Annotated in this window: 20 protein-coding genes; 12 read left to right on the top strand and 8 right to left on the bottom strand. The window is 52.9% G+C overall.

Annotated features, from left to right (window positions below; translation table 11 throughout):
• Nucleotides 1-7 precede the first annotated feature (7 nt).
• Entirely contained in the window at nucleotides 8-1,165 is a 1,158-nt protein-coding gene (locus QWY30_RS14065; RefSeq protein ID WP_290242036.1) for an alpha-hydroxy acid oxidase, read from the bottom strand.
• 168 nt (nucleotides 1,166-1,333) lie between these two features.
• On the opposite strand from QWY30_RS14065, the gene QWY30_RS14070 reads away from it, so the two are divergent.
• The 12 genes from QWY30_RS14070 to QWY30_RS14125 all read left to right on the top strand — a co-directional run bounded on the left by QWY30_RS14070 (nucleotide 1,334) and on the right by QWY30_RS14125 (nucleotide 12,579).
• Nucleotides 1,334-1,930, top strand: coding sequence for a glutathione S-transferase N-terminal domain-containing protein (locus QWY30_RS14070; RefSeq protein WP_290242038.1), 597 nt, complete (start codon nucleotides 1,334-1,336; stop codon nucleotides 1,928-1,930).
• Nucleotides 1,931-1,975: 45 nt separating this feature from the next.
• Complete coding sequence (locus QWY30_RS14075; protein ID WP_290242040.1) at nucleotides 1,976-2,761, top strand: heme ABC transporter ATP-binding protein; 786 nt, start codon at nucleotides 1,976-1,978, stop codon at nucleotides 2,759-2,761.
• Between the two features lie 68 nt (nucleotides 2,762-2,829).
• On the top strand, nucleotides 2,830-3,753 hold the full coding sequence (locus QWY30_RS14080; protein ID WP_290242041.1) for a 3-hydroxyacyl-CoA dehydrogenase: 924 nt from the start codon (nucleotides 2,830-2,832) through the stop codon (nucleotides 3,751-3,753).
• A 47-nt stretch (nucleotides 3,754-3,800) separates the two neighbouring features.
• The gene (gene kce / locus QWY30_RS14085; protein WP_290242043.1) at nucleotides 3,801-4,733 is read left to right on the top strand and encodes a 3,5-dioxohexanoate:acetyl-CoA acetone transferase; all 933 of its coding nucleotides are present in this window, start codon (nucleotides 3,801-3,803) and stop codon (nucleotides 4,731-4,733) included.
• A gap of 16 nt (nucleotides 4,734-4,749) precedes the next feature.
• Nucleotides 4,750-5,949 carry a M20 aminoacylase family protein gene (locus QWY30_RS14090; protein ID WP_290242045.1) on the top strand — a complete coding sequence of 400 codons (1,200 nt, stop codon included), beginning with the start codon at nucleotides 4,750-4,752 and terminating at the stop codon, nucleotides 5,947-5,949.
• A gap of 214 nt (nucleotides 5,950-6,163) precedes the next feature.
• Nucleotides 6,164-6,586 carry a rubrerythrin family protein gene (locus QWY30_RS14095; protein ID WP_290196011.1) on the top strand — a complete coding sequence of 141 codons (423 nt, stop codon included), beginning with the start codon at nucleotides 6,164-6,166 and terminating at the stop codon, nucleotides 6,584-6,586.
• A gap of 134 nt (nucleotides 6,587-6,720) precedes the next feature.
• Nucleotides 6,721-8,058 carry a heterodisulfide reductase-related iron-sulfur binding cluster gene (locus tag QWY30_RS14100; RefSeq protein ID WP_290242047.1) on the top strand — a complete coding sequence of 446 codons (1,338 nt, stop codon included), beginning with the start codon at nucleotides 6,721-6,723 and terminating at the stop codon, nucleotides 8,056-8,058.
• 11 nt (nucleotides 8,059-8,069) lie between these two features.
• Nucleotides 8,070-8,654 carry a DUF3501 family protein gene (locus QWY30_RS14105; protein WP_435433415.1) on the top strand — a complete coding sequence of 195 codons (585 nt, stop codon included), beginning with the start codon at nucleotides 8,070-8,072 and terminating at the stop codon, nucleotides 8,652-8,654.
• A gap of 218 nt (nucleotides 8,655-8,872) precedes the next feature.
• Nucleotides 8,873-9,667, top strand: coding sequence for an SDR family NAD(P)-dependent oxidoreductase (locus QWY30_RS14110; RefSeq protein ID WP_290242052.1), 795 nt, complete (start codon nucleotides 8,873-8,875; stop codon nucleotides 9,665-9,667).
• Between the two features lie 55 nt (nucleotides 9,668-9,722).
• Nucleotides 9,723-10,697, top strand: coding sequence for a quinone oxidoreductase family protein (locus tag QWY30_RS14115; RefSeq protein WP_290242054.1), 975 nt, complete (start codon nucleotides 9,723-9,725; stop codon nucleotides 10,695-10,697).
• Nucleotides 10,698-10,701: 4 nt separating this feature from the next.
• Nucleotides 10,702-11,307: a pyridoxamine 5'-phosphate oxidase family protein gene (locus QWY30_RS14120; protein WP_290242056.1), complete on the top strand. Its 606-nt coding sequence runs from the start codon at nucleotides 10,702-10,704 to the stop codon at nucleotides 11,305-11,307.
• A 33-nt stretch (nucleotides 11,308-11,340) separates the two neighbouring features.
• On the top strand, nucleotides 11,341-12,579 hold the full coding sequence (locus QWY30_RS14125) for a CaiB/BaiF CoA transferase family protein (RefSeq protein ID WP_290242058.1): 1,239 nt from the start codon (nucleotides 11,341-11,343) through the stop codon (nucleotides 12,577-12,579).
• Here QWY30_RS14125 and QWY30_RS14130 read toward each other — a convergent pair.
• From QWY30_RS14130 to QWY30_RS14160, 7 genes are all read right to left on the bottom strand, one after another.
• Nucleotides 12,557-14,083 carry a tripartite tricarboxylate transporter permease gene (locus QWY30_RS14130; protein ID WP_290242060.1) on the bottom strand — a complete coding sequence of 509 codons (1,527 nt, stop codon included), beginning with the start codon at nucleotides 14,081-14,083 and terminating at the stop codon, nucleotides 12,557-12,559. The two genes, QWY30_RS14125 and QWY30_RS14130, sit on opposite strands and share 23 nt — an antisense overlap.
• 1 nt (nucleotide 14,084) lies before the next feature.
• Entirely contained in the window at nucleotides 14,085-14,567 is a 483-nt protein-coding gene (locus QWY30_RS14135; RefSeq protein ID WP_290242062.1) for a tripartite tricarboxylate transporter TctB family protein, read from the bottom strand.
• Nucleotides 14,568-14,581: 14 nt separating this feature from the next.
• A complete protein-coding gene (locus tag QWY30_RS14140) occupies nucleotides 14,582-15,919 on the bottom strand; it encodes a CaiB/BaiF CoA transferase family protein (RefSeq protein ID WP_290242064.1) in 1,338 nt (445 codons plus the stop codon).
• Nucleotides 15,916-17,091, bottom strand: a complete 1,176-nt coding sequence (locus QWY30_RS14145; RefSeq protein WP_290242065.1) for a CaiB/BaiF CoA transferase family protein — start codon at nucleotides 17,089-17,091, stop codon at nucleotides 15,916-15,918. Before QWY30_RS14145 ends, QWY30_RS14140 begins: the two co-directional genes overlap by 4 nt.
• Nucleotides 17,092-17,124: 33 nt before the next feature.
• A complete protein-coding gene (locus QWY30_RS14150; RefSeq protein ID WP_290242068.1) occupies nucleotides 17,125-17,607 on the bottom strand; it encodes a hotdog family protein in 483 nt (160 codons plus the stop codon).
• Between the two features lies 1 nt (nucleotide 17,608).
• Nucleotides 17,609-18,139 (bottom strand): FAS1-like dehydratase domain-containing protein, encoded by a 531-nt coding sequence (locus tag QWY30_RS14155; RefSeq protein ID WP_290242070.1) that lies wholly within the window; start codon nucleotides 18,137-18,139, stop codon nucleotides 17,609-17,611.
• A 63-nt stretch (nucleotides 18,140-18,202) separates the two neighbouring features.
• Nucleotides 18,203-19,192, bottom strand: a complete 990-nt coding sequence (locus tag QWY30_RS14160) for a Bug family tripartite tricarboxylate transporter substrate binding protein (RefSeq protein WP_290242072.1) — start codon at nucleotides 19,190-19,192, stop codon at nucleotides 18,203-18,205.
• Nucleotides 19,193-19,262 lie beyond the last annotated feature (70 nt).

Below are 19,262 nucleotides of genomic sequence, written 5' to 3' on the forward strand. Positions count from 1 at the left end.
CGGATGGTCAGACCGATGTAAAGGATGGTTGTAAATATCGACCATCAAGCACATTGAAATTTCCGCACCCGATTTGTGTGAGCACAGCGTCAATTTCTCTGCGCATGATGGCAAAGACCTGCTCGGCACCATCCTGTCCCAAGGCCGCCACGGCATAGAGTGTGGGACGTCCGAAAAAACAACTCTCAGCGCCCAGGCACTTTGCGATGACGACATCGGAGCCGCGTCGTACGCCGCTATCCATCATCAAGGTGGCGCGATCACCAACCACTGCCTTGATCGCGGGAAGCATGGTGAGTGGCGAGGGCGCATTGTCGAGTTGTCTCGCGCCGTGATTTGAAACAATGATGCCTTGAGCGCCGAGTTTGACAGCTTGTGTCGCATCATCAGGGTGTAGAAGACCTTTGATAACCAGTGGCCCCTTCCATTGTTCCCGGACTGCGGCGACAGTTTCCCAGCTAGTCATCGGCGCAGGTGTCAAGGTGCCGTACATGTCCGCGACTTCGTTCGCAGACGCACCTTCCCTGGCATAAGGTTGCCAGTTGCTCATCATGGGCATGCCACCGGCTTTTAGATACTCTATGACCCAGCCTGGTTTCGTCAGGGCGTCCAGCATGATGGCGGGCGTCATCCTAAAAGGACGCGTAAAGCCGTTGCGACGATTGCGCTCTCGATTCGAATTGACGGGCACATCGACTGTAATGACTAGAACGCCCACATTTGCATTCCGAGCCCGTTTGACGAGGTCTTCATTGATGCGAGGATCGCTCGTCGCGTACATCTGGAACCAGACATTTTCAGGCGCGATTTTCGCGGCATCTTCGATTTTGAGATTGCTTGCACTCGATAAGAGAAACGGGACGTTTGCTTTTTTAGCCGCGCCAGCGAGCATGGCATCGGCACCAGTGCGAAAAAGACCGGCCATGCCTGTTGGCGAAATGCCGATCGGACTTGCGTAACGTCGACCAAAGAGTTCTACGGATTGATCTCGGTGCGTGACGTCGATCAGATAGCGCGGCAAAAGTTGATAGGTTGAAAACGCCTCTCGGTTGCGAAGCATGCCGAGTTCGTCATCGGCACCGCCATCAATGAAGTCAAATGCGATTTTAGGGAGCCTGCGTTGGGCGAGCACTCTGAAGTCGTGAAGATTGATCGGTTTAGGCATGAGGTGTCCGAGGAAGCGCAAGAGAACAAATGATTGGGACAAAATTTACTACAGACCATTCTTTTTGAGACGATGAATATTTGCTGCATAGCAGCAGTGTCGTCAGACGTGGTTTTTGTAGTACAAATAGACCGAACTTGTTCTGACACTCTTTAATCGGATGCATTTATGAAAATTACCGCTTCTGCCGCTAGTCCTTATGTTCGTAAAGCGATTGCTTGTGCCATTGCTCGCGGGATCGACAATCAACTTGAAAGGTGGACGATTGCCACGACGGATCCGGTTTTGTCAGAGTCCAATCCTCTGGGGAAAATTCCGACACTGATCACCGATCAAGGTGTGGCTTTGTTTGATAGTCCGGTGATTTGCGAGTATCTCGACAGCATTGGTAGCGCGCCTCCTCTTTTCCCTGCTGCGGGCCCTGCCCGCTGGGCTGCGTTGCGTCTGCAAGCGCTTGGCGATGGCATCCTGGATGCGAGCCAGCCGCGCCGTCGAGAAATCGCCTTGCCTCAGGATGAGGGACGTATTGGTTACATTAATTTGCAGCGTGGCAAGGTCGCGCGTGCTCTGGATGTGCTCGAAAAAGAGGTCGCCAGTCTGGGACCTTTGAAGACGATTGGCGATATCGCCGTCGCATGCGCGCTTGGATATCTGGATTTCCGTTTTGCCAATGAGCCATGGCGTCCGGGTCATCCAAAACTCGAGGCATGGTACGCCAGTGTCGAGGGCTTGCCTCCTATGGCCAAAACCGTCCCGTCTGCTTGATGCTCCAAGGAAAAAAGCCGCGCAGTGTCGCGGCTTTTTAGCTTAATGCCTTTCAACGTCACTCGTCTCACATTCGAGCGTGTTCAACGCATTGTGTTGAACGAAGTCGAGCTTTCGCTTGTGCCCGGTGAGCTCGTGGGTCTGTTAGGTCCTAATGGCGCCGGCAAGTCGACACTGCTCGCTGCGATGGCCGGTGAATTCAAGAGTCTTGACGGCATGGTCGAGCTTGATGGGGTCGGACTCGATCACCTGAGCACACTTGAGCAAGCGCGCAGGCGCGCCGTTGTGACGCAGCAATCCAATTTGAGTTTTGCCCTGAAGGTCGCCGACATTTTGGCGATGGGGGCGTATCCATATCCGCAAGCGAGCCCAGCCCAGCTTGAACAATGGTTAAACCGCGCATTGACCATGACTGAACTGGTTTCCATGCAAGAGAAGATTTATACCGAGCTTTCTGGCGGTGAACAACAACGCGTGCAACTGGCGCGCGCACTTGTCCAATGTTTTGCAATCGAACATTACCAAGGGTCAGCCTATTTGCTTTTGGATGAGCCCCTAGCGAGCCTCGATCCCAGGCACCAGATTCAGTTCATGCAGGTATTGGAACGGCTTGTCTGCACCGCGCGCATTGGTGTGCTGATTGTGGTGCACGATCTCAATGTGGCGGCGCGCCACTGTCAGAGACTTGTTTTGCTCAGCGAAGGGCGCGTGATCGCGAACGGTATACCCAGTCAAGTTCTCACTTCTGAGGCACTCAGACTGGCCTTTGGTGTGGATTGGACGGTCATCGCGCATCCCATGGACGCAAATCGCTTGCTGGTCCTGACTTAACCGTATTATCGTGATGAGTCGATTGCGCGAAACAACACAGTACGAACAGCAAAAATACTGAGGAGCATATGAATATTGCGATTGTGGGATCAGGATTGGTCGGACAGGCATGGGCGATCGTATTTGCCCGCGGTGGCCATCGCGTGAAGATGTGGGATGGGGATCCGAGTGCTGTGGGTCAGGCTGCAAGACTGATTGAGAAACAAGTGTCGGACCTGCGGGCAGCAGGATTGATTGAAGATGCTGCGGGCCTGATTTCCCGCATCAGTGGGTGTGCAAGCCTCGAAGAGGTGATGTCCGGTGCCGATTATGTTCAGGAAAGTCTGCCTGAACGACTCGAGATGAAAAAAGAAATTTTTGCTCGGATGGATGCGCTTGCGCCACCCACGACGATTTTGGCCAGTTCGACATCGAGCATCCCTGCTTCTGCGTTTACAGAGGATCTTGCAGGACGCGCGCGTTGCTTGATCGCGCATCCTGTGAATCCTCCCTATTTAGTGCCAGTGGTTGAGATTTGCGGTGCACCCTGGACCGATGCCAAGGTGATTCAACAAACATGGGATGTGATGGAGGGGGTCGGACAAAAGCCCGTCAAGATTCATCGCGAGCTCAAGGGGTTTGTGCTCAATCGTTTACAAGGTGCGTTGCTGCGCGAGGCCTTCAGGCTGGTCGAGCAGGGCTATGTCGACGCAGAGGGTCTGGACGTCACGGTGCGCGAGGGCCTGGGTTTGCGGTGGTCATTCATGGGACCTTTTGAAACCATTGATTTGAATGCGCCTGAGGGTTTGGCGGATTACGCACGACGTTTCAATGACATGTATCAGACTATCGCAACCGAACAGACATCTACCGAGCCCTGGTCTGAAGCAGTGATTGAAAAACTTGAGGCGCAACGCCGTTCAATCTTGCCCAAGGAAAAGCTGCTTGAGAGACGGCTATGGCGTGACAGACGACTGATGGCGTTGGCCGCACATAAAAAGTCCGCTGAATAATCATTCACTTAATCTAGTTTCATTCAAAGCAAATACGTGGAGACTGTATGGCCAGTGCGCGAAAAGTCATTATTACTTGTGCAGCGACGGGAGCGATTCATACGCCGAGCATGTCGCCCCACCTGCCGGTGACTGCCGAGGAAATCGCCAAGTCTGCGATTGATGCAGCTAAGGCAGGCGCGGCAATTTTGCATCTTCATGCGCGCGATCCAAAGGATGGAAAGCCCACGCAAGATCCAGAGTTTTTTCGTCCCTTTTTAAAAGAAATCAAAGCAGCCACCAATGCCGTGATCAACATCACAACAGGAGGCAGTCCTCACATGACGGTTGAGGAGCGGATGCGTCCGGCGATGACGTTTCAGCCCGAAGTGGCCTCGCTGAACATGGGATCGATGAATTTTGGCTTGTTTCCGATGCTGGATCGTTTCAAAGAGTTCAAGCATGAGTGGGAGCGCCAGCACCTTGAAAATAGTCGCGATCTGGTGTTTAAGAACACGTATAAAGATATTGAAACGATATTGAGGCGTGGTTCGGAAAACGGCACGCGCTTTGAGTTTGAGTGCTACGACATCAGTCATCTGTACAACCTGTCACACTTTGCGGAAAAGGGACTCGTTAAAGGACCGATCTTCATTCAGTCAGTATTTGGTATCTTGGGCGGAATTGGCCCTCATCCGGAGGATCTGATGCATATGCGTCGAACGGCTGACCGTTTGTTTGGTGATCAATATCAATGGTCCATCCTCGGTGCCGGCCGCAATCAGATTCCTTTGGCGACGATGGGCGCGGCGATGGGATCGCATGTGCGCGTCGGTTTGGAGGATTCGTTGTGGATCGGCCCCGGGAAAATGGCGGCATCGAACGCCGAGCAGGTCACCCGGATTCGTACCGTGCTTGAAGCGTTGAATTGCGAGGTTGCGACGCCCGACGAGGCGCGCGATATTTTGGGTCTGAAAGGCGGAAATAACGTCAACTTTTAATTGGAATAGCTTAAACATGAAACTCGTCGATGCATTTGCGGACTACAGCCGTTTTGTCAAAATCCGTCGTGATATTCACGCCCATCCCGAGCTCGGGTTCGATGAGCATCGGACTTCAGAGATCGTCGCGAACTTGCTTAAAGAGTGGGGCATCGAAGTGCATCGCGGCATCGCAGGCACGGGTGTTGTGGGGGTGTTGAAAGTCGGCGAAGGTGGCCGGACACTCAGTTTACGCGCGGATCTCGATGCATTACCGCTTCAGGAGATCAATGAGTTTGAACATAAGTCCACCCACGATGGAAAGATGCACGCCTGTGGTCATGATGGACATACGACCATGCTGCTCGCCGCGGCGTGGCACTTGTCCCAGACACGCAATTTCACGGGTACGGTGAATTTTGTGTTCCAGCCAGCCGAGGAGATGGGTAAGGCGGGCGCTAAAAAAATGATTGAAGATGGCCTGTTTGAGCGCTTTCCTTGTGAGGCGGTGTTTGGTTTGCATAACTTCTCGATCGGCAACGTGGGCGGCTTTGCTCTGAATAACGGGCCATTCATGGCTTCGAGCAATACCTTCAAGGTCACAATCAAAGGTCAAGGTACGCACGCGTCGCTACCTCACACAGGAACGGATCCGGTCGCACCTGCACTGGAGTTTGCCCAAGCGTTGCAGGGTCTGGTGGCCAAGGTGATTCCGAGCACTGAACGTGCGTTGCTGGCCGTGACGCAGCTTGAGGGTTCCGTGGCGCCCAACGTCATTCCGGATGTTGCAGCCGTGGGTGGCACGATTCGTACTTTTTCCGTCTCCGCCCTGGATCGCCTGGAGGAGCGATTGCGAACGCTCGCGGTTCAGATCGCCCGGGCGCACGAGTGCGAGGCCGAAATTTTCTTCAGGCGCGCTTCGCCTCCAGTGGTCAATCATCCAAAAGAGGCCCAGTTCGCGGCGCAGGTGATGAGAGAGATTGTGGGTCCTGAAATGGTGAATGACCAGTTCCCCGGAGTGATGGCGGCTGAGGATTTTGCGCATATGCTGATGGCCAAGCCTGGTTGTTATGCATTTATTGGCAACGGAGACGGCCATCATCGTCTGGAGGGGCATGGCGAAGGTGCTTGTGTGGTGCACAATACCTCGTACGATTTCAACGATGCCATTATTCCCGTGGGTGCCAGCTACTTTGTCCGTTTAACTGAACGTTGGATGGCCGATACAGCCAAATAACGCTCCCCAGTGGGCGTATCAGGGGTAAGAGCGCCTGATCGCCCCTATTAGGGTGTTGTTAGGTAAAAACTATCTAAAAAGTAGATAAATTTAATTTCCTTCATCGACGCGCAGGACATACACTAGCGTCAGAGTACAGATTGAGCCGGTTTTTTCCGGTTCCGCAGATCTAGACTCCACTTCTTCTTCTTAATTTCATTTGTCAGGAGGCTATATGGCCCAGCTCAAAGGTTCAAAGACCGAACAGTGCCTGAAGGACGCATTCGCAGGCGAATCACAGGCTAACCGCCGCTACTTGTACTTCGCAAACAAGGCTGACATCGAAGGCCAGAACGACGTTGCCGCTTTGTTCCGCTCGACAGCAGAAGGCGAGACCGGCCACGCACACGGCCACCTCGAGTTCCTCGAGGCTGCTGGTGATCCAGCAACAGGTTTGCCAATCGGTTCCAGCCGCGACAACCTGAAAGCCGCTGTTCATGGCGAAACACACGAGTACACCGATATGTATCCCGGCATGGCCAAAATCGCTCGCGACGAAGGCTTTGACGAGATCGCCGACTGGTTTGAGACCTTGGCAAAAGCCGAGCGTTCACACGCCAATCGCTATCAGAAAGCTCTGGACGCACTGGTTGACTAAGCGTCTCTGAGAAATTTGGGCAGCCAGCGAACATTTTCGACTGCTGCCCAAACTGCAAGATCTGTGGCCGGCTATGCTGGTCACAATCGTTTTCATTGCACCCGCTTGCAGGGTGACAAATTTAAGGATCCACTATGTCAAACCGCGAAGGTAGTCTCGAGGCTCCCACCCGTCATCCTCTGGATTGGACAAATCCAGACTTCTATGACGAGGAAAAACTGCACACTGAGATGGAAAGAGTGTTTGATATGTGTCACGGCTGTCGCCGGTGCTTGAGTCTGTGCGGCTCGTTCCCGACACTGTTTGATCTGGTTGACGCGACCGATGACGGCGAAGTTCACGGCGTTGACAAAAAAGACTACGGCAAGGTTGTGGATGAGTGCTTCCTCTGTGACGTCTGTTACGTGACAAAGTGCCCCTATGTGCCTCCACATCCTTGGAACCTCGATTTCCCTCACTTGATGCTGCGTGCGAAAGCGGTCAAGTTCAAGAACGGCGAAGTCAAAATGCGTGACAAGTTGTTGGCGTCGACCGACAAGATGGGCATGTTCGCGGGTATCCCGATTGTGACAGAGTCCGTCAATGCGTTGAACCGCACAGGTGTCATGCGTTCGGTGATGGAATCCACGCTTGGTGTGGATAAAAAGGCTTGGATTCCAGAGTATGCATCCAAGACCTTCCCGCAGCTTGCGACGGCTTCGACCGCATGGCCTGTCAAGGACGGCGCGAAGACTCCGGGCAAAGTTGCCATATACGCAACCTGTTATATCAACTACAACGAGCCTGGTATTGGCCAGGATCTGATCAAGATTCTGGAACACAACCAGATTCCTTACGAGTTGGTGGATAAGGAAGCCTGCTGTGGCATGCCCAAGCTCGAGCTCGGTGATCTTGAGTCCGTTGCGGCGAACAAAGACAAGAACATTCCCAAGCTTGCGAAGCTCGCACGCGAAGGTTATGCGATTGTCACGCCCATCCCGTCCTGTACGCTGATGTTCAAACAAGAGCTCCCCTTGATGTTCCCTGACGAAGAGGATGTCCAGCTGGTCAAGGAAGCGATGTGGGATCCGTTTGAGTACTTCATCGAGCGCAACAGAGATGGTTTGCTCAAGACTGACTTCAAAGAAGAGTTGGGTCACGTGAGTTATCACATTCCATGTCACTCACGCGTGCAAAACGTGGGCAAAAAGACCGCGGAAACATTGAAGCTCGTGCCCGGCACTGAAGTCAACGTGGTCGAGCGCTGTTCCGGTCACTCGGGAACCTGGGGCGTGAAGAAAGAGTTTCATACTCAGGCGATGAAGATTGGTAAACCCGTCTTCAAGGCGATGGCAAACAATACACCTGATTACATTAGCTCGGATTGCCAGCTGGCTGGCCATCACATCGAGCAGGGTATGGAAGAAAACGGCTTGGCGAAAGCTGAGATGGCTCATCCTCTCACATTGATCGCCAAAGCATACGGTCTGTAAAGGAAATGGAAATGAGCAAAATTTCGCGTGAAAGTTTGATGACCCTCGAGGCTTATCATAAGGCCCGTCCCGAGATGCGCAAGCAGGCGATCGAAGAGCGCCGCAAGCGTAGCGTCCGCCTGGGCGAGCATCTCAACTTGTTGTTTGAAAGCGAGCTTTTGATGCGCTATCAAATTCAGGAAATGTTGCGTGTCGAGAAAATTTTCGACGAAGAAGGTATTCAGGACGAGTTGGGTGCTTACAACCCGCTCGTACCGGATGGCTCCAACTTCAAGGCTACGATGATGCTTGAATACCCGAACGAAGCCGAGCGCCGTCTCGCTTTGGCGAAGTTGTTGGGCATTGAGCACAAGATGTTCATTCAGGTCGAGGGTCAGCCCCGCGTGTACGCGATTGCGAACGAAGATCTCGATCGCACAACGGCTGACAAAACATCATCCGTTCACTTTATGCGTTTCGAGTTGACGCCTGAAATGAAAAAGTCGCTCAAAGCGGGCGCTCAGATGATGGTGGGTTGTGATCACAAAGAGTATCCGATGCATGTGGAAACCTTGCCTGACGATACGCTTGCCTCATTGGTCAACGATTTGACTTGATGTAGCGCCAATCCGATTTTTCCGCTGTTATTCGCAGGCCCGAATCTCAACATTCGGGCCTGTTTTTTTTGCTGCGCGAATCATGTGGGTTCTTGCTTGATTTCACCAGATGGACCCACATTTCAAGGTGCGTCACGTATGCTTTAAAAAGGCTTTTGCTCCTATTGTGACGCACAGGTAATATTGCTTTGCATACAACAACAGAAACAAGGGACGTTATGTTTAGACTGGATGGCAAAATCGCGCTCGTAACGGGTTGCGGCACACTAGGAGAAGGTTGGGGCAACGGCAAGGCAATCGCAGTGGCTTTGGCCAGGCAGGGAGCGAGTGTGTTTGGTTCCGATCTCAATCTTGAAGCCGCGCAGGAAACACAACGCATCATCACAGAAGAAGGTGGATCGGCGCATGTCATGGTCGCCGATGCCACCCGGGCGGAAGACGTCAAGAAATTGGTGGACGCTTGTTTGGCGCAGTATGGACGCATTGACATCCTGGTGAATAACGTCGGACGTTCCGAGCCGGGAGATCCGGTCTCCATGAGCGAGGAGACCTGGGATGAACAGATGGACGTTAACGTCAAAGGCGCATTCTTGGCGTGTAAATATGTGCTGCCCACAATGGTGGCGCAGGGTGGAGGATCAGTCATCAGCATTTCCTCGGTCGCGGGGCATCGCTATATTGGTAAACCCCAGGTGGGTTACGCCGCAGGGAAAGCCGCTCTCGAGCAACTCATGAAAACCACGGGCGTCATTTATGCTGATCGTGGCATTCGACTCAACAGCGTCGCGCCTGGTTTGATGTTTACTCCCTTAGTAAAACGTCTGGCAGAAAAATACGCTAAAGGTGACTACGAAGGTTTTGTCGCGCATCGTCACAAGCAAGTGCCTGCGGGCTACATGGGAGAGTCTTGGGATGTCGCGCATGCTGTCGTTTTTTTGGCGAGCGATGAGGCGCGTTACATCACAGGTCAGACTATCGTGGTGGATGGCGGCATCATTTCCGCGACACGGTAATGGCGAAAGAATTGGATAGTGAGCCTTATAAAGTTAAACGAACAGGAATAAAAAAATGAAAGCAGTTGTCGTCACAAAGAGTGGATTTGAAATCGCTGATGTTCCCAAACCAACAGTGGGTCCGGAGCAAGTGTTGGTCAAAGTTCGCGCTTGCGGCTTGAATCGTGCGGACTTGGGTGTGCTCGCGGGAGGCGCGCACGGCAATGTGGGTGGCGTTGGCGCCATCCCCGGAATTGAATGGGCGGGAGAAGTTGTCGAAGTCGGCGCTCGCGTGCGAGGCTTCAAACCCGGTGATCGCGTCATGTGCTCTGGATCGTCAGGCTATGCGGAATATGCCGTGGCAGACTGGGGACGCGTCATGGATATTCCCAACCCTTCGATGTCTTTTGCACAGGCGGTCACATTACCCATTGCGATTCAGACAATGCACAACGCGATTGTGACTGTAGGTGAACTGCGAAAAGGCGAGACCGTCCTCGTTCAGGGCGCTTCCTCGGGCGTGGGTTTGATGGCGATGCAAATCGCCAAACTGATGGGGGCCAAGACAGTTATTGGAACCTCGACCACGGCTGAGAGGCGCGCTCAACTGACCAAATTCGGCGCGGATGTCGCGATCGATAATAGTGATCCGCAATGGCCACAGCGCGCGATCGAAGCCAATGGCGGAAAGGGTGTCGATCTGATTATTGATCAGCTCTCTGGACCGTTCGGCACACAAAATCTTGAAGCCTGTGCAATTCTTGGACGTATCGTCAACGTTGGACGCATGGCCGGACGCTTTGCGGAGTTTGATTTCGATCTGCATGCGCTCAAGCGTATCAAATATACCGGCGTGACCTTCCGTACACGCAGTGTCGAAGAGGTTAGAAGCATTACCTCGCTGGCGTTGGGCGATCTCGGCGCTCACCTTGAGTCCGGCAAACTCGCACTCCCGATCGATAGCACCTTTGCATTCGCTGATATTGGTCAGGCTTTTGAGCGGATGCGGACAAACAAACATTTCGGAAAAATCGTCGCAACTCTGGACTAATGTGATGCGGATTGAAACTCTCGCGCAACTCAGGACGCTCTATGCGACACCTAAAGAACGTGCGGTAAAAAAACAGTTGGCTGCACTTGATAGGCATTGCAAGCACTATATCGGATTGTCGCCATTTGTCGTGCTCTCAAGCATGGGCGGTGATGAAGTGCTCGATGCATCGCCACGTGGCGGTGCACCAGGTTTCGTCAAGGTCCTCGATGACAATACTCTGTTGATCCCGGATTCGCCCGGCAATAATCGTCTCGATACGCTGGAAAATATTATTCACACGGGGCGTCTTGGTTTGCTGTTTTTGATTCCCGGCGTGGATGAGACGCTGAGAGTGAATGGCCGCGCCGAGTTGAGTGTAGACCCTGAAGATATCGCACGCTGCACAACCGAGGTCCGTGCACCCAAGCTCGTGATTCGCGTGAGTGTTCAGCAAGCCTATCTGCATTGCGCAAAAGCGTTCATGCGTTCCAAACTCTGGGATGTTGACAGCCAAATCGAACGCAGTCGATTGCCGACAATGGTTGACATGATTAACGAACAGGCAGCCATCGAAGGCGTGTTCGAGACACATGAAGAAATCATGCGGCGCTACAGAAGTGAATTATAAAAATAATTGATCAGCATGGGATGAGACAAAGATATGACGGCACCACTTGCAGGGATTAAGGTTGTTGAAATCAGTGTGGCCATGGCGGGACCGTTTTGCGGCATGCTATTGGGCGACTATGGTGCTGATGTCATCAAAATAGAGCGGACAGGTGTCGGTGATGATAGTCGGGCCTGGTCGCCATATTTTCACGGTGCGATGGGTTATTACTATGCCGCTGCGAATCGAAACAAGCGTGGCATGGCGCTTGATCTGAAAACTGAAGAGGGCGTGCGGATTGCGCGTGCGCTGATCGAAGACGCCGATGTGCTGGTGCATAACTACAGAGTGGGCGCATTGGAGCGTTTGGGTCTGGATTACGAAAGTTTGTCTCGTGTGAATCCGCGGTTGATATATTGCGCGATCAGTGGTTTTGGCGCGAGTGGTCCTCTGAGTAAAGAGCCTGCGAATGACTTGTTTATGCAGGCTTACGCAGGGTCCATGAGCATCACTGGTGATCCCGAGGGGAGTCCGGCAAAGATGGGCATGTCGGTCGCCGATGTTGGAGGCGGTATGTTCGGCGCAATCGGCGTGATGATGGCGTTGGAAACTAGGCATCGAACCGGGCGCGGACAACGTGTCGACACCTCGTTGCTTGAAGGGCATATGGCAATGCTGGCTCAATTTTTCACGCGTTATTTTTCAAGTGGCGAGGTTCCCGGGCCAAGCGGAAGTGGCGCGTTGACGAGCCCCACCTATCGCGCGTATCAGGCGAGCGATCAATGGATTGTGATCTCTGCGTTCAATCAACGCATGTGGAAGGGGCTGTGCGCAGCGCTTGAGCAACCAGACTGGCTCGAAGATCCGCGCTTTATCGATCCACAGATGCGCTCGTTGAATCGACCCCTTTTGATCCAGATGATTGGTGATGTTGTGATCAAACATCCTTTGGCATATTGGGAAAAACGTTTAAAAGAAAACGATGTTCCGTGTTCTCCTGTGAATACGATTGACAAAGTCGTTGAGCAGCCTCAGGTGCACGCACGAGAGATGGTTCAGGAAATCGAGCTAGAAGGTCTGGGGATGATGGCGATGGCTGGCTTGCCGATCAAGTTCAGCGAGTCGCCAGGATCGGTGCGACTGCCACCTCCTCGACTCGGTCAACATACTGCGGAAATTTTAAAAGAAATGGGGTATCCCCAAGAGCGAATCGCGGCACTTGCCCACCAAGGCGCGATTGGTCTTGATCCGGGATGGGTGAAGATGGAGGCTACTCCGAGCTCTCCGGGATAAGCTTTTTGACCTTGATGCCGAACAGCTTCCCGTACAGTGAGCGAAGCGGTTCGAGCATCATGACGAGGATGACAACGCTCCAGATACTCACCGCGATTGGACTGGTATAAAACACTGAAACATCGCCCAGACTCATGAATAAGCCTTCCCGCAGATGTTTTTCGATCAAGGGTCCCAGCACCACACCCACAACCATTGGTGCAAGCTGGAATTCAAGTTTGCGCAGTACATATCCAATCAGTGCGATGATCCACAGCATGTAAACGTCCACCATGCTGTTGCGCACGCTGTAGCATCCCACAGTGGCAACCATCAAGATGATTGGCAGGAAAACGTGATTGGGTACACGCAAGAGGCTGACCCAGACACCGATGAGAGGGATATTCAAAATAACCAGCATGGCATTGCCGATCAGCATGGATGCGATGACACCCCAGAATATTTCAGGGTGAGAGGTCATCATCATGGGACCTGGCTGCACACCATGCACCATCATGGCAGCCAGCATCAAGGCCGTGACGGAACCAAACGGGATTCCCAGCGCGAGCAAAGGCACCATAGATGAAGTCGCGGCCGCGTTGTTGGCTGTTTCTGGGCCCGCCACGCCCTCGATTGCTCCCTCTCCGAGTTGTTCTTTATGTTTCGATACGCCTTTTTCCAGACGATAGGACGCGAAGCTCGCCATCGTGGCGGATGGGCCGGGTAACAATCCAAGCACGAATCCTATCGCGGTGCCTCGACCATAAGGTCCCCAGGATCGACGCCACTCTTCGCGAGAGGGAAACATTTCTTTGAGCTTGACGTGAATGGGTTTGCCTTGTTTTTGTAAAGATTCAATGACGGACATGATCTCTGTCAAGCCATACAGCCCGACAACGAGTGCGACAAGCTCGACTCCGAGTGTGAGATCCGACACGCCAAAAGTAAAGCGATCAGCGCCTGTCACCATCTCCTGGCCAATTGTGCTGAGCATCAATCCAATCGCCATCGGAAAAATACCGGCAGCAAGTGTGCCGCCGGAGATTCTTGAAAATAACAAAAGACCACCCGCGGTGAGTGCGAAAAATTCAGCTGGACCAAAAAGCAGACCAACATTGGCGAGTGCCGGGGCAAAGAGCATCACACCTAAAACAGATAAGCCTCCGCCCACAAAAGAGCCAATCGCGACGATCGTGAGTACCGCGCCTGCGCGTCCTTTTTTGGTGAGCTTGTAGCCATCAATACATGTGATGACGGATGCCGACTCGCCGGGCATATTAATCAGGACTGCGGTCGTTGAGCCACCATACATCGCGCCGTAATACATGCCCGCCATCATGATCAGCCCGCTGGTGGGATCCAGTGAGTAACTGAGTGGCAAAATCATGGCGATGCCCGCAGTAGGTCCAAGCCCCGGAAGTACACCGATCAAGGTGCCCGCGAGCGCTCCGACTAGTGCAGCAAGCAGATTGTTCCAGGTGAATGCGACACTCAGACCATAGAGAAGCCCGTCAATTGCCTCCATACTAGCTCCTGAAGATTTCGATGAGGATTCCGGCTGGCATGGGAACCTTGAGTATCGTGATAAAAATAATATGGATCGCAGCGGTCATCAGAAAGGCATACAGAGCGCTGCGCTGCCAGGTCAGATCGGAGATCAGACGAATAAGCAGCGTGCAAAAAATGATGCTGCTCAAAGAAAAGCCCGCCCAGGGAATCGTCACAAAATAAATCAAAAGCAAACCGATAAGCTTGAGCAGTCGCGATCGATCTGCGCCCTCTGGCAGATCCAGCGCTGGACTATGTCGTCTGTGTCGCCACCCTTCCCAGAGGGAAGACAGACTTGCCGCCAAGAGTATGCCCGCAACCAAAATCGGAAAAACGCCTGCGCCGGGTTGATCCATCTCTCCCATCGGAAGATCTAGGGTCATATGCAGGTAGCCCGAGGACAGTAAAATCCCGACAATACCAGCCCAGATATATCCCTTGCTACGACTGATGACATGCACAGTGGGCTCTCCTCTTACTTGTTGCGGTAGTCAGGGTCGACAGCGACAAGGGTTTTAAGTCTTAGCATCGATTCGGTATCCATTGTTCCCGATAGTCCTGGATTGGTGGGGCAGTCGGACACCACATTAGAAGCCTTAAGCGCCTGAATCTGTTTGGGTGTTTTCCCGAGTATGTCTCTGAGGATACTGTCGTTATCTTCGGCGAAACGCGGACCGGGTTTTTTAATATGGGCATCGCGAAACCGCAATTTGTAAGGCCTTCCAATGATGGGGCGCTCCCCAATCGGTTCTGGATGAAGAACGGTTTCGTAAAACTTGCGTTGCTTGAGATGAGGGTCTCTGAGGAGATCTCGACTATTTAAAACAGGAGCGGCTGCAATCCCGTGAGCTTGTAGTTGTTCAAAAAGATCCTTTGGACTACGCGTCATGCACCATTCGGCGACGATCTTGTTCACGACCTCTCTATTGATCCGTCTTGCGGGTGCAGAAAAAAAGCGCGGATCCGATGCGAGCTCCGGCTTTTGCATCAGGGACGTCAGCGCAGCCCATTGTGTATCCGTTCGAACAGTCAGTGCAAGCCATTGATCTTCACCCTGGGCCCGATATAGATTGCTCGGAACATGTTCAGGATGTTCGTTGCCCATTCTGACGGGTTCGGTACCGTCCAATTGCTTTTGTAAAAGCGGTTCGGGCATCAGGGCGACACCAAGCTGATACATCCCTACATCGATCCACTGGCCTTGACCTGTTTTTCGCATGTGCGCGATGGCCGCCCATAATGCATTGAGGCCTGCCCAGCAGGCGATGAAATCAGGATAGGACTGTCCGACTTTCCAAGGCTTGTCATCCCGATACCCTGTGTAAAACGTAATGCCCATCGTGGCTTCCAAGGTCGTGCCTTGGCTTGGAAACGAAGACCAGGGTCCCGTAGAACCATAGCCCGTATTGGACAGCATGATCAATGATGGTTTTATTTTTTTGAGTTCGTCGTAATTCAAGCCCCATTTACGCATCACGCGGGGCGTGAAGTTTTCCAGGACGATGTCGCTCTTGGCGACAAGTTCCCGAAACAGTTCTTGGCCTTGTGGCTGGCCCAAGTCCATCGCGAGTGAACGTTTACCGCGATTCACGACATAAAAAATTCCGGATCGATTCCAGGGATCTTGCGCGGGATCATTATCGAGGTATGGTCCAAAGGCTCGACCACGTGTTTGATCAAGTTTATGTGGCGCTTCGATCTTGATGACTTCCGCACCCAGGTCACTCAATAGGCCCGCCATGTAGGGAACCGCGAAAACATAAGACAGGTCTAGGACGCGGATGCCGTTGAGCGGCAGGGTGGGTTGAGTCATCTGCCTCTCCCAATCTGTGCGAGTATTTCAGTGCGATGCTCGTCGAGCGTGGGTGAGCGGCGACGCACCGATGTGGGGGTGAGTGACAGCTTGGCGAGCTCGGCTGGAAAGCGCAGTTGTGTGGATGTCGCAGGATGATCTATTTCGACGAAAGACTGTCGTTCTTTTAAATGTTCGCAATGCAATAAATCTTCGGCACTTTGCACAACTCCCAGAAGCAATCGTTTTTGTGCCCCGGCCAGAAACACTTCTTTCGCATCGCGATCCGCCACGCACTCTTCAAGCAGTGCTTTGACTTCGGCGACACGTTTTTCACGCTCTGGCGGACTTGAAAAACGTTTCTCCAAAAACTCTGGGCGATCGAATAGTTCGGCAAACGTTTCAAATGGCGCTCCACCTCCCGTTTGAAATGCAAGATAGCCCTTGCGCGTTGCGATGGGCTCCCCGGCAAAGGGATCTTGCACGATCGCTCGTCTGCCTTGAACGGCCCCCAGGAACGCGTAATAGGACTGGTTGAGAACCAGCTCAGACGCGAGACATTCGTGTATGGAGACATCGACATGTTCGCCAAACTGATCGGCTTGCGCGGCCGTATAGGCCATGATCGAGGCATACGCAGCCGTCAATCCTGCACAATAAAATGATTGTGACAAGCCGTGTTTCAGAGGCTCACGATCAACTTGTCCACTGATTTGCATGATGCCGCTTAAAGCCTGCAACGTCAGATCGCTCGCGGCGTATTGTGCATAGGGCCCGGTTTGTCCAAAGTTGGTCACTGAGGTGACTACAAGCTTAGGTTGCCAGTCGAGTAATTGGTCCACACCAAGGCCCCAGCTCTCTAAGCGGCCGGGTCGGAAACTTTCGATCACGATGTCGCTTTGCTCGACCAGTTTTTGAAGCGTCGGTTTGTTTTCAGCGAGTCTTAAATCCAGCGCAAGGCTCCGTTTATTCCAGTTGAGATACTGGAACAACAGACTTTGCTCGGGGAACGGAGCATCTTGCTTGAGCGGTGGCAGCGTGCGGGCAAAGTCTCCGGTAATCGGACGCTCGATCTTGATCACATCCGCACCATGGTCGCCCAGCAGCCGAGCCGCAAACGGCCCGGCGATACCGTGACTCAGGTCAAGAACGCGTAGTCCGGTCAAGGCGCCGTCAGGATCAGTCTGTGCCATGCGCGCTACCTGCTCGTTGAATACATGAACCTATTAGAGCTTAGGTGGAACAAAGGGATAGGGAAGTGGTTTGCCATTCTTGTAAGGCAGGGCGACAGTCGCCGTACCGGGGGTCGACTCCTTGCCTGCATCATTGATAATGCCCAGTTCGATATCGATCAGTCCAAAATCGGGACCCTCCCGTTTACCTGTGACGCGACCCCAGACACGGACTGTTTCTTCGACAAGATTCATCGCTCTGAACTGGAAGCTGGCTTTCCAGGCCCACCCTTGAGGGCCCGCCCAATCAGCAAGAAGTTGCATCACGAATTGTTGTTTGAGAGAGCCATTGATTAACAAACCTGGCAACTTGTCGTGCTCCATCGCAAAGGGTTTGTCGTAGTGAATTTTGTGCCAGTTTTCCATGGCGGCAGACCAACGCATCAGGTGCGCCGTTGTCAGGGGACCCTTTTCCAATCCGGGAATGTCTGAACCAATGATGACATCCTCAAAGTAAGGTGTTTTGCCGAGTGCCATGTCATTTCCTCCGGATCTGTGTGCGACGGGTGCGGATGAGTAGCTCACCTTCACTATTGCGATATTCTGACTCGGTCACGACCAGGATGATCGGTCCCTTGCTTGTTTCTTTTTCTGTAATGTCCGCGTAACGGGAAGTCAGTTTGACTGTTTCCCCGTGACGGGCATAACGAAAGAACTCGATCTCGGATCCACCATTGAGCAGCGCGTAGCCGGCCAAGGGTTCAATCGCTGGTAATCCTTGCGAGCTTGTCGCCGCGACAATGCCATCGAAGTCAGGATTTCGCGCGTTGTCCTGAATTGGATCCGGCTCACCAAAAGCGCGCCGAAACATATGGTTCGGAAACAACGGTGGCGCGACAGGTCCTCCGTAGCGCGCGTTATTTTCGCAAGCAGTGTTGAAAATAGGATCTTCATACATGATGGCTTGCGCGTAACGACGAACCGCGCCGCGCTCGACTGTATCGCAAGCGATCTCGGTTTCGGATTGCACACCGATATATTTCTTGAGTGACTCAGAAAGAGCAGACATGCTGGACCTCTTTATGTGAATACAAATAAACGTTGATTGATCGACAGTTTCGAAGTGAAGGCTTTATTTAAGTGTGACATTGCCGTCCGTGACGATTTTTCGCCATCTCTCGATATCGACTTTGACGAACTCTGCAAATTCTTTTGGCGGCAGCGGACGATCCAGTACCGGGTTGCCGGCACTCACAAGTTGATCTCGAATGTCCGGTGTCGTCACGACTTTCGTGATGGCGTCGTTAAGTGTTTTCAATACTGCGGGTGGCGTGCCAGCTGGCGCACACAAACCATTAAATCCCGTGATTAAAAATCCAGGAAGCGTTTCTCCGATAGTCGGTACATCTGGCAGCTGAGAAGCGCGCTCCGCCATCACGACACCTAGCGCACGAAGCTTACCGGCTTTGATGAGAGGTAAGGCGGGTTGTAGCACTGCAAAGGACATGGATGCTGTGCCTGAGACGACGTCCGCGATAGAGGGTGAACTGCCTTTGTATGGAATATGGAGCATGTCGACCCCGGCCATTTGTTTGAAGAGTTCTCCTGCTAAATGACCAGGGCCACCCGCTCCGTATGATGCAAAGGTTAGTTTGCCAGGTTGAGCCTTGGCCAGCGCAATCAGTTCACGTACGTTGTTGACTGGAATGTTCGGGTTGATCACGAGCACTAACGCCGCGCCCAGGTACATCGTCACAGGATCGAAGTCTTTGACGGTATCAAACGGCAGCTTATACATGCTCGGATTCGTCGCGAATGCGGTCGTGCATACAAGCAGCGTATAGCCATCAGGTGCGGATTTCGCGACGTATTCAGTGCCGATGATGGTATTGGCGCCGCCTCTGTTTTCAACAATGACGGGTTGACCAAGGTGTTCGGTCATGCCTTTGGCAATCACCCGCGCTACGCTGTCAGAGCCCCCGCCTGGCACAAAAGGGACGACTATCTTGATAGGTCGGTTTGGAAAGCTTGAGGTCTGAGCTCGGACGCCACCAGAGATCACGGACAATATCACGAGAGCGCTCGCCAAGAGCGCAGCGGTCGTGACGCTGATTTTTTTCATGTCGATCCTCCTCCCCGAGCTGTTGCAATGCCACACAGATTTTTTCGTTGTGTTTATTTTTATTTCACTG

The sequence above is a fragment of the Zwartia panacis genome (genome assembly GCF_030410395.1).
GTDB classification, from domain to species: domain Bacteria; phylum Pseudomonadota; class Gammaproteobacteria; order Burkholderiales; family Burkholderiaceae_B; genus Zwartia; species Zwartia panacis.

Excerpts from the sequence above, each read along its gene's own strand:
- QWY30_RS14065 (WP_290242036.1), bottom strand. The coding sequence starts at position 1,165 with ATGCCTAAACCGATCAATCTTCACGACTTCAGAGTGCTCGCCCAACGC.
- QWY30_RS14070 (WP_290242038.1), top strand. The coding sequence starts at position 1,334 with ATGAAAATTACCGCTTCTGCCGCTAGTCCTTATGTTCGTAAAGCGATT.
- QWY30_RS14075 (WP_290242040.1), top strand. The coding sequence starts at position 1,976 with ATGCCTTTCAACGTCACTCGTCTCACATTCGAGCGTGTTCAACGCATT.
- QWY30_RS14080 (WP_290242041.1), top strand. The coding sequence starts at position 2,830 with ATGAATATTGCGATTGTGGGATCAGGATTGGTCGGACAGGCATGGGCG.
- kce (WP_290242043.1), top strand. The coding sequence starts at position 3,801 with ATGGCCAGTGCGCGAAAAGTCATTATTACTTGTGCAGCGACGGGAGCG.
- QWY30_RS14090 (WP_290242045.1), top strand. The coding sequence starts at position 4,750 with ATGAAACTCGTCGATGCATTTGCGGACTACAGCCGTTTTGTCAAAATC.
- QWY30_RS14095 (WP_290196011.1), top strand. The coding sequence starts at position 6,164 with ATGGCCCAGCTCAAAGGTTCAAAGACCGAACAGTGCCTGAAGGACGCA.
- QWY30_RS14100 (WP_290242047.1), top strand. The coding sequence starts at position 6,721 with ATGTCAAACCGCGAAGGTAGTCTCGAGGCTCCCACCCGTCATCCTCTG.
- QWY30_RS14105 (WP_435433415.1), top strand. The coding sequence starts at position 8,070 with ATGAGCAAAATTTCGCGTGAAAGTTTGATGACCCTCGAGGCTTATCAT.
- QWY30_RS14110 (WP_290242052.1), top strand. The coding sequence starts at position 8,873 with ATGTTTAGACTGGATGGCAAAATCGCGCTCGTAACGGGTTGCGGCACA.
- QWY30_RS14115 (WP_290242054.1), top strand. The coding sequence starts at position 9,723 with ATGAAAGCAGTTGTCGTCACAAAGAGTGGATTTGAAATCGCTGATGTT.
- QWY30_RS14120 (WP_290242056.1), top strand. The coding sequence starts at position 10,702 with ATGCGGATTGAAACTCTCGCGCAACTCAGGACGCTCTATGCGACACCT.
- QWY30_RS14125 (WP_290242058.1), top strand. The coding sequence starts at position 11,341 with ATGACGGCACCACTTGCAGGGATTAAGGTTGTTGAAATCAGTGTGGCC.
- QWY30_RS14130 (WP_290242060.1), bottom strand. The coding sequence starts at position 14,083 with ATGGAGGCAATTGACGGGCTTCTCTATGGTCTGAGTGTCGCATTCACC.
- QWY30_RS14140 (WP_290242064.1), bottom strand. The coding sequence starts at position 15,919 with ATGACTCAACCCACCCTGCCGCTCAACGGCATCCGCGTCCTAGACCTG.
- QWY30_RS14145 (WP_290242065.1), bottom strand. The coding sequence starts at position 17,091 with ATGGCACAGACTGATCCTGACGGCGCCTTGACCGGACTACGCGTTCTT.
- QWY30_RS14150 (WP_290242068.1), bottom strand. The coding sequence starts at position 17,607 with ATGGCACTCGGCAAAACACCTTACTTTGAGGATGTCATCATTGGTTCA.
- QWY30_RS14155 (WP_290242070.1), bottom strand. The coding sequence starts at position 18,139 with ATGTCTGCTCTTTCTGAGTCACTCAAGAAATATATCGGTGTGCAATCC.
- QWY30_RS14160 (WP_290242072.1), bottom strand. The coding sequence starts at position 19,192 with ATGAAAAAAATCAGCGTCACGACCGCTGCGCTCTTGGCGAGCGCTCTC.